General features: G+C 69.2%; 7 protein-coding genes. 4 read left to right on the top strand and 3 right to left on the bottom strand.

Annotation, left to right across the window (positions count from 1 at the left end; genetic code table 11):
- The 4 genes from G3N64_RS37370 to G3N64_RS37355 all read left to right on the top strand — a co-directional run.
- On the top strand, positions 1 to 265 hold a 265-nt coding region (locus tag G3N64_RS37370; protein ID WP_205788630.1), incomplete at its 5' end, for a DUF3348 family protein.
- A gap of 10 nt (positions 266 to 275) precedes the next feature.
- Positions 276 to 3,323 (top strand): DUF802 domain-containing protein, encoded by a 3,048-nt coding sequence (locus tag G3N64_RS37365; RefSeq protein WP_205788629.1) that lies wholly within the window; start codon positions 276 to 278, stop codon positions 3,321 to 3,323.
- Between the two features lie 3 nt (positions 3,324 to 3,326).
- On the top strand, positions 3,327 to 3,971 hold the full coding sequence (locus tag G3N64_RS37360; RefSeq protein ID WP_205788628.1) for an OmpA family protein: 645 nt from the start codon (positions 3,327 to 3,329) through the stop codon (positions 3,969 to 3,971).
- Entirely contained in the window at positions 3,968 to 4,591 is a 624-nt protein-coding gene (locus tag G3N64_RS37355; RefSeq protein WP_205788627.1) for a DUF2894 domain-containing protein, read from the top strand. Before G3N64_RS37360 ends, G3N64_RS37355 begins: the two co-directional genes overlap by 4 nt.
- Before the next feature lie 32 nt (positions 4,592 to 4,623).
- Here the strand turns inward: G3N64_RS37355 and G3N64_RS37350 are convergent, their stop codons facing one another.
- From G3N64_RS37350 to G3N64_RS37340, 3 genes are all read right to left on the bottom strand, one after another.
- Complete coding sequence (locus tag G3N64_RS37350) at positions 4,624 to 5,196, bottom strand: NADPH-dependent FMN reductase (protein WP_205788626.1); 573 nt, start codon at positions 5,194 to 5,196, stop codon at positions 4,624 to 4,626.
- Positions 5,197 to 5,254: 58 nt separating this feature from the next.
- Positions 5,255 to 5,845, bottom strand: coding sequence for a histone acetyltransferase (locus tag G3N64_RS37345; RefSeq protein ID WP_205788625.1), 591 nt, complete (start codon positions 5,843 to 5,845; stop codon positions 5,255 to 5,257).
- Positions 5,846 to 6,645: 800 nt separating this feature from the next.
- On the bottom strand, positions 6,646 to 7,929 hold the full coding sequence (locus G3N64_RS37340) for an isoprenylcysteine carboxylmethyltransferase family protein (RefSeq protein WP_205788624.1): 1,284 nt from the start codon (positions 7,927 to 7,929) through the stop codon (positions 6,646 to 6,648).
- Positions 7,930 to 8,030 lie beyond the last annotated feature (101 nt).

The following is an 8,030-nucleotide window of genomic DNA, read 5'->3' as shown; positions in this document are numbered from 1 at the left end:
CATACCCGCGCTGCTCGGCACGCGTTTCGGGCGGCTGCGCGACGCGGAGCGCCAGGCGCTGGCCGATGCCGCAGCCGCAGCCGCAGCCGATCCGGCCCCGGCCGATGACGGCGCGGTGGCGGCCGAGGGCACGGCCGTCGCGGCGATCGTGCCCGGCGCATGGCTCGATACGTTTCGCGACGAGATGCAAAGCATCCTGCTTGCCGAACTCGAAGTCCGGTTTCAAACGGTAGACGGGCTGCTCGCGGCCCTTCGCACCAGCTAATCAACACGCTATGTCCAGAATTCGCCTTGATCTCGTTGTCTTCGTCGCCGGTCTGCTCGCTGTGTGCTGGATCGGCGTCGGCTATATCGCGTCGAACCCGCTGGCGTCGGCCGTCACGCTGCTGATCGCCGCGTGCTATGTCGCCGGCGCATGGGAGCTGCTGCGCTACCGGCAGGCCACCGCCACGCTGTCGCGCGCGGTCGCCGGCCTGACCGAGCCGCCCGCGAAGCTCGACACGTGGCTCGACACGCTGCACCCGGGCCTGCGCGGCGCCGTGCGCGCGCGGGTCGAGGGCGCGCGCGTCGCGCTGCCGGGCCCGTCGCTCACGCCTTACCTCGTCGGCCTGCTCGTGCTGCTCGGCATGCTCGGCACGCTGCTCGGGATGGTCGTCACGCTGAAGGGCACCGGCGCCGCGCTCGAAAGCGCGACCGATCTCGACGCGATCCGCGCGTCGCTGATCGCGCCGGTGAAGGGCCTCGGGTTCGCGTTCGGCACGTCGATCGCCGGCGTCGCGACGTCCGCGATGCTCGGGTTGCTGTCCGCGCTCGTGCGCCGCGAGCGGATCGACGCGGCCCAGCAGCTCGACGCGAAGATCGCGACCACGCTGCGTGTGCATTCGTCCGCGCACCAGCGCGACGAATCGTTCCGGCTGCTGCAGCGCCAGGCCGACGTGATGCCGGCGCTGGTCGACCGGCTGCAGACGATGATGACGACGCTCGAGGCGCGCAGCGTCGCGCTGCACGATCGCCAGATCGAAAGCCAGCAGGCGTTTTTCGACCGGACCGAGCGCGCGTATGCGGGCCTCGCGTCGAATGTCGGCGATGCGCTGAAGGAAAGCGCCGCCGAAAGCGCACGCGTGGCCGGTGCCGCGCTGCAGCCGGTCGTCGCCGCGACGATGACGGGGCTCGCGCAGGAGATGGCCGCGCTGCGCGACACCGTGACGGGCGCCGTGCAGCGTCAGCTCGACGGGCTGACGGACGGCTTCGAGAAGACGACCGGCAACGTGACGGCCGTCTGGAACCGCGCGCTCGACGAACAGCGCCGTGCGGGCGACGCCGTCGCGCAGCAGCTGCAGACGACGCTCGGCCAGTTCACCGACACGTTCGCGCAGCGTTCGACGGACCTGCTCGACGGTGTTGCGACGCGCCTCGAATCGACTGAAAGCCGCCTGTCCGACGCATGGCGCGATGCGCTGTCGCGCCAGGAGCAGGTCGGCGAGACGCTGGCCGGCCAGCATGCGCGCGCGCTGGGCGAAGCCGCCGCGACGTTCGAACGCCATTCGGGCGCGACGCTTGCCGCGATGCGCGAGTCGTACGCGGGGCTGCAGACCGACCTGGCGGCGCGCGACGAACAGCGCGTCGCCGCGTGGAACGATTCGCTGGCCGCGATGGCCGCGAAGCTCGGCGACGAATGGCAACGCGCAGGCGTACACAGTGCCGGCCGTCAGCAGGAAATCTGCGATGCGCTGGCGCAAACGACGCGTGATCTCACGGCACAGGCTTCGACGTTCGAACAACGCTCGAACGAGTTGCTGTCGACGATTCGCGATTCGCACACGGGCCTGCAAACGCAGCTTGCCGCACGCGATGAAGAACGCCTGTCGGCATGGAACGAATCGCTGGCCGCGATGGCCGCGAAGCTCGGCGACGAATGGCAACGCGCAGGCGTACACAGTGCCGGCCGTCAGCAGGAAATCTGCGATGCACTGGCGCAAACGACGCGTGATCTCACGGCGCAGGCTTCGACGTTCGAACAACGCTCGAACGAGCTGCTGTCGACGATCCGCGATTCGCACACGGGCCTGCAGACGCAACTGGCTGCACGCGATGAAGAACGCCTCACCGCGTGGAACGATTCGCTGGCCGCGATGGCCACGAAGCTCGGCGATGAATGGCAGCGTGCGGGCGTGCACAGCGCAGGCCGCCAGCAGAAAATCTGCGATGCGCTCGCACAAACGACGCGTGACCTCGCCACCCAGGCTTCGACGTTCGAACAACGCTCGAACGAGTTGCTGTCGACGATTCGCGATTCGCACACGGGCCTGCAGACGCAATTGGCTGCGCGCGATGAAGAACGTCTGTCCGCATGGAACGACTCGCTGGCCGCGATGGCCACGAAGCTCGGCGACGAATGGCAACGCGCAGGCGTGCACAGCGCGGGCCGCCAGCAGGAAATCTGCGACGCACTCGCACAAACGACGCGCGACCTGACCGCACAGGCGTCGACGTTCGAACAACGCTCGAACGAGCTGCTGTCGACGATCCGCGATTCGCATACGGGCCTGCAGACCCAACTGGCCACGCGCGACGAACAGCGCCTGTCCGCATGGAACGACTCGCTCGCTGCGATGGCCGCCGCGCTGCGCGACGAATGGGCGCAAACGAGCGCGCAGGCCGCGACGCGCCAGCAGGACATCTGCGACACGCTGGCCCGCACCGCGAACGACATCACCGCGCAGGCGCAGGTGCACGCGAGCGACACGATCAACGAGATCGCGCGCCTCGTGCAGGCCGCATCGGAGGCGCCGAAGGCCGCGGCCGACGTCGTCGCCGAGCTGCGCCAGCGCCTGTCCGACAGCCTGGTGCACGACACCGCGATGCTCGAGGAACGCAGCCGCCTGCTCGCGACGCTCGAAACGCTGCTTGGCGCGGTCAACCACGCGTCGACCGAACAGCGTACCGCGATCGACGCGCTCGTCAGCACGTCGGCCGACCTGCTCGACCGCGTCGGCGCGCGCTTCAACGACACCGTCGATGCCGAAACGCGCAAGCTCGACTCGGTGGCCGCGCAAGTCACGGCGGGCGCCGTCGAAGTCGCGAGCCTCGGCGACGCGTTCGGCATGGCCGTGCAGGTATTCGGCGAGTCGAACGACAAGCTGCTGACCCATCTGCAGCGCATCGAGGCCGCGCTCGAGAAATCGCTCGCGCGCAGCGACGAGCAGCTCGAGTATTACGTCGCGCAGGCGCGCGAGGTGATCGACCTGAGCATGATGTCGCAGAAGCAGATCGTCGAAGACCTGCAGCAGCTCGCCGGCCGGCGGGCGCCCGTCGGAGCGTAACGCATGCACGACGAAATCGACGGCGGCGCGTCCTCCGCGCCGGTGTGGCCCGCGTTCGCCGACCTGATGTCGGTGCTGCTCGGCGCGTTCGTGCTGATCCTCGTCGGCGTGATCGGCATGCAGCTTCAGCTCACGTCGAAGCTCGAGGAAGCCGTGCGCGCGCGCCAGCTCGAAGCGCAGCAGCGCAAGTCGCTCGAGCAGGCGCTCGCCGGGCCGCTCGCGGCCGGCCGCGTGACGCTCGTGAACGGCCGCATCGGCATCAGCGGCAACGTGTTGTTTGCATTGAACTCCGACCAGTTGCAGCCCGCGGGCCGCGACCTGCTGAAAACGCTGGCCGCGCCGCTGAGCGCCTACCTGAAGACGCGCGACGAGATCCTGATGATCAGCGGCTTCGCCGACGACCAGCAGGTGCATGCCGGTAACCGCCAGTTCGCGGACAACTGGGAGCTGTCGGCCAAGCGCGCGTTGACGGTCACGCGTGCGCTGATCGACGCCGGCGTGCCGGCGTCGTCGGTGTTCGCGGCCGCGTTCGGCTCCGAGCAGCCGGTCAGCTCGAATGCGGACGATGAAGGCCGCGCGAAGAACCGTCGCGTGGAAATCGCGCCGGTGCCGCGCAAGTCGGCATCGAACGGAGGGAAGGCGAAGTGACGGACGACGCGACGCACGTCCGCGCGACGCTCGACGCATGGCGCGAGCAGGGCGCCGACCGGCTCGATCCGGTGCGCTTTCACCGGATCGACGCGCTCGAACGGCGTGCGGCCGCGCTCGAAGGCGACGCGCGCGCGTTGCTCGATGCGCGGCTGGCGACGCTGCTTGAAGGCTTCGCGGAGGTCGTTGCGCGCGCCGGTGAAACGGCAACCGTGAGCGGTGCGGCAGGTGCGCCCGCGCGCGGCGCGCTGGCGGCGCTCGTCGAGCGGCTCGCGCGCGATGCGCAGGCCGACCGGCGCGGGCTCGATCCCGAGCTGGTCGACTACTTCCGCACGATGTGGTCGAAAGTCCGCACGGAACAGCAGTACCGTCAGTCGCTCGACCAGGTGCCGCGCAACGCGGGGCCGCTCAATTCGAACAGTCTCGTGCACCGGTCGCTCGCGACGATGCGCGAGTTGTCGCCGGCCTATCTGCAGCAGTTCCTGTCGTATGTCGACGCGCTCGCGTGGCTCGAGGATCTTGCCGGCGGCGGCGTGCAGCCCGAGAAGGAAGCGCCGCGCGCGAAGGCGGCCAAACCGGCCAAACCGGCGAGGAAGGTGACGCGCGCCAAGGCGCGGTAACGCTGCGCGCATTCACGCACGAATGCAGGTTGCTACCGGCCCGGTTCTGCCTCCTGGATTGCCGTGCGCAGCGCGTGCAACGCGTCGGCCAGCGCCGACGCGAACGGCGGATGCGCGGCGATGTCCGCCGCGTCGAGCTGGCTTCCGAGGATCGGCAGCGTGATCGACGCGCGCTCGACGATGCGCGCCGACATCACCGACAGCGTTTCCCGCAGGGCCGCGTCCGCATGCGTGGCGCGCGGCGACGCATTCAGCACCGCGACCGGCTTGTACACGACGGCCTCGCATCCCACGATCCAGTCCAGCGCGTTCTTCATCACGCCCGTGACGCCGTGCGCGTATTCCGGGCTGGCGATCAGCATGCCGTCGGCGGCATTCACGCGGTCGATCAGGTCGCGCACCGCGGCGGGCGACGGATATTCGGCATCGGGGTTGAACAGCGGAAATTCGCCGAGACGATCGAAGCGCACGATGCGCATGCCGCGCGGCGCGACGAGCGCGGCCGCATCGAGCAGCGCGGCGTTGTACGACTGCGCGCGGAGGCTGCCGCACAGCGCGACGATGTCGATGCGGGGGGCGGCGTCGGGTCGGGGTTCGGTGGTCATCGATGTGCGGATCGGTTGGCGCGTTGCGTCGCGGCGAGCGTTGCGCGGGGCGCACGGATTATCGCACTGGCGTTCGGGTGATGTCGGCCATCCCGGCTACGCGCGCGAATTCCCCGATTTCCCATCCATTCCCGAGCAACAGCCGCCGCGTATGCAGCGCGCCGTGCACGTCGTCGGCGACGGTTTCGCCGAGATAGCGCAGCGCGCGCCCTTCGACATCGACGAAGCCGTGCCGATAATCCTGCGCGAGCGCCGTCCACAATTGCGCGGCGCCGGCCGACTGGCGCGCGCCGCTGATCAGGCACAGGCCCGCGTCGAGCCCCCAGCGATACAGCGTCGTCGCGAGGCCCTTGCGCTGCGACGAGCCGCGCAGCCGTGTATGCGGCGCGCGCAGGTAGCGGTCGGCGCGGCGCGGGATTTCGGGCAGCCGGTTGAACACCGTATAGCCGGCGAGCTGGCGCGCGGCCGGATCTTCGACATACAGGAAGTATTCGCCGTCCGCCTCGCGGTGGCGGACGATCAGGCCGGAGCGGCCGAGCGCGACGGCCGGCAGGCCGTGCAGGCGATGGCCCGGCTGGTGGAGACGCGCGTAGAGCGTGTCGAGTTCATCGTCGATGTCGTGCTGGGAATGCTGTACGTCGATGCGCATGGCAAAGGTCGCCCGTCCCGGGCGGTCCGGGAAAGTGGTTCATCGCAAAAGGGGAGAGGAACGGGTGCGGCCCCCGGGCCCGGCGAAGCGAGCCGGGGCCGCGAATCAGCTGGGGATGTGCTGGAAACCGGCGGCGATCGCGGCGAGGCCCGCGATGCAGAGTGCGAACAGGATCAGGACTTTGTGGATCACGTCTCTCTCCTCAAGAATGCGCGGCGCCGAAGGGCGGCATCGCGGAGACGGTGAGCGGCGGGCACGGCCCGCGCGGCCGTCGTGCGGGACGACGGTCGAAGGTCCGGGCGACAGCGCGCGGGTCGGGCGCCGTATCGCACGCGGACGGCCAGCACCATACGCGACGCGATCCGGGCGGGCAATCGGACTGGGGGAGAAAAGCGACGAAAAGCGGAGAATCGCGTCGTTTCGCGACAATTGGCCGCACGAGGGCGTGCCGCCGCCGGAGCGGCAGGCGATGCGGGCCGGCCGGATCGCGGCCACCGGGCAGTGCGCGTACGGCTGGTGCCGGCCTGACGAACCGACTACACTGCCCGGTCAACGCACACCGCAAGGATTCCTCCATGGGAGCCGGCCCGTCCACGGATCGCTAAGCCGCAACGACCTTCGTCAACCGGTCGTTGCGGCGATCTCCGCATCGTGGGCCGTAGCCAGCGCACCGTGGTGACGTTCATCGTTCGCCTGTTGCGCCGTTCGCAAGAGCGCGTATCGTGCGCCGGAACCGGCGAGACGTCGATGGGCAAACGCAGACGCAGGCGGGGCAGCCGGCCCCGCGTTGCGCCGCCGCGTCAGGCCGGCACGCGCTGCCCGAATGCCTGCCTGATCCGCGCGAACAGCCCGTATTGCGCGATCCATTCGGCATATGCGCGATAGTCGGGGTCGCGCATCAGGTGGCGCTCTTCCGTCTTCGCCCGCGTGTAGTAGATCAGGTTGACCGCGACGAGCCCCGCGCAGTGCATGAGCCCGACCTGCCAGCCGAGCGGCTCGACGAACGGCACCGACACCATCCAGTACGACAGGTTCTTCGCGATGTACGCCGGATGTTTCGTGAAGCGGTACGGGCCCGACGTGATGATCCCGCGGTTAGTGAGGTTCGAGAAACGCAGCCCGAACGAGATCGTGCACAGCGCGTAGGTCAGCAGCAGCAGGATGATCACCGTGCCCCAGATCACGCGCAGCGTCGGGGCCGACAGCAGCCAGTTGTCCCAGAATATCGAACCTTCGTAGCGGATGTAGTTGTTCGAGAACAGCGACCAGAACGGCTGGTAGCACATCAGCGCGGCCACCCAGCCGAGCGTCGTCGGCTCGACGGTGCGCACGTGGCTGTCGAGGATGCGGAACGTGCACAGGTAGCCGACGGTGCCGAACATCAGGTCCATCGTGAACGACAGGTCGTACATGAACACGAAGGTCGCGATCGTCATCGGCGCGTGCATCGCGTTCGTGAGCGACGCGGTCAGGTGATCGGCGTCCTTCGACAGGTAGACGGTCATCAACGGCAGGAAGAACGCCTTCACGCCCCAGCCGGCCAGCATCTCGCGCACCGGCTTCCAGCTCGCGGGCTGCTCGCGTTTGAACAGGAAGCGGCCCCACAGCAGGTACGCGTCGTCGGTCTCGCGCTGGTGGCGGTCCATCCACGCGAAGTAGAACGGCGCGGCGACGATCACGTACGGCGCGAGCGAGCGCAGCAGCGACCAGAACGGCAGGTAGAACGCGCCGTGGTATTCGGGCAGCAGCCAGTAGATCACGCCGATGCCCGCATAGATCGACGTCAGCGCGCCGAGCCGCGTCGCGACGCGCGCGATCCCGAGCGGCCGGACGGCCTGCCTCGACAGGCCCGCGCTCGGGCGCAGGTAGACGCGCGAGATGAAGATTTCGTGCAATGCGATCGTGCCGATGATCGCGAGGCTGGCGATGACCGCGCGCGTCGCTGCGTCGAGGGCCGGCTGGTCGCGCGTGATCCACAGCGCGAAGAGCCCGGCGGCGATGCCGAGCAGGCCGGCGCGCAGGGGCGTGGCGGAACGGGGTGGGCGGTCCTGGACCGCGGCGATGCCGTCGAGCGTGGAATTCATGATCGGATCCTCGTACGGATGAGGGCCGGCGCCCCCGCTTGGCGGGTGACGCCGGCCGTCGGCCGGGCTTTGTATGGATACGCGCCCGGCCATTGGCCTGA

Source organism: Burkholderia sp. Ac-20344 (assembly GCF_017104975.1).
Lineage (GTDB): Bacteria > Pseudomonadota > Gammaproteobacteria > Burkholderiales > Burkholderiaceae > Burkholderia.
Note: the sequence above shows the minus strand (reverse complement) of the source record. Positions and strands in the feature narration are given on the sequence as shown.

What these genes read in the sequence shown, in the direction of transcription:
- G3N64_RS37365 (WP_205788629.1), top strand. Translation starts at nt 276, where the DNA reads ATGTCCAGAATTCGCCTTGATCTCGTTGTCTTCGTCGCCGGTCTGCTC.
- G3N64_RS37360 (WP_205788628.1), top strand. Translation starts at nt 3,327, where the DNA reads ATGCACGACGAAATCGACGGCGGCGCGTCCTCCGCGCCGGTGTGGCCC.
- G3N64_RS37350 (WP_205788626.1), bottom strand. Translation starts at nt 5,196, where the DNA reads ATGACCACCGAACCCCGACCCGACGCCGCCCCCCGCATCGACATCGTC.
- G3N64_RS37345 (WP_205788625.1), bottom strand. Translation starts at nt 5,845, where the DNA reads ATGCGCATCGACGTACAGCATTCCCAGCACGACATCGACGATGAACTC.
- G3N64_RS37340 (WP_205788624.1), bottom strand. Translation starts at nt 7,929, where the DNA reads ATGAATTCCACGCTCGACGGCATCGCCGCGGTCCAGGACCGCCCACCC.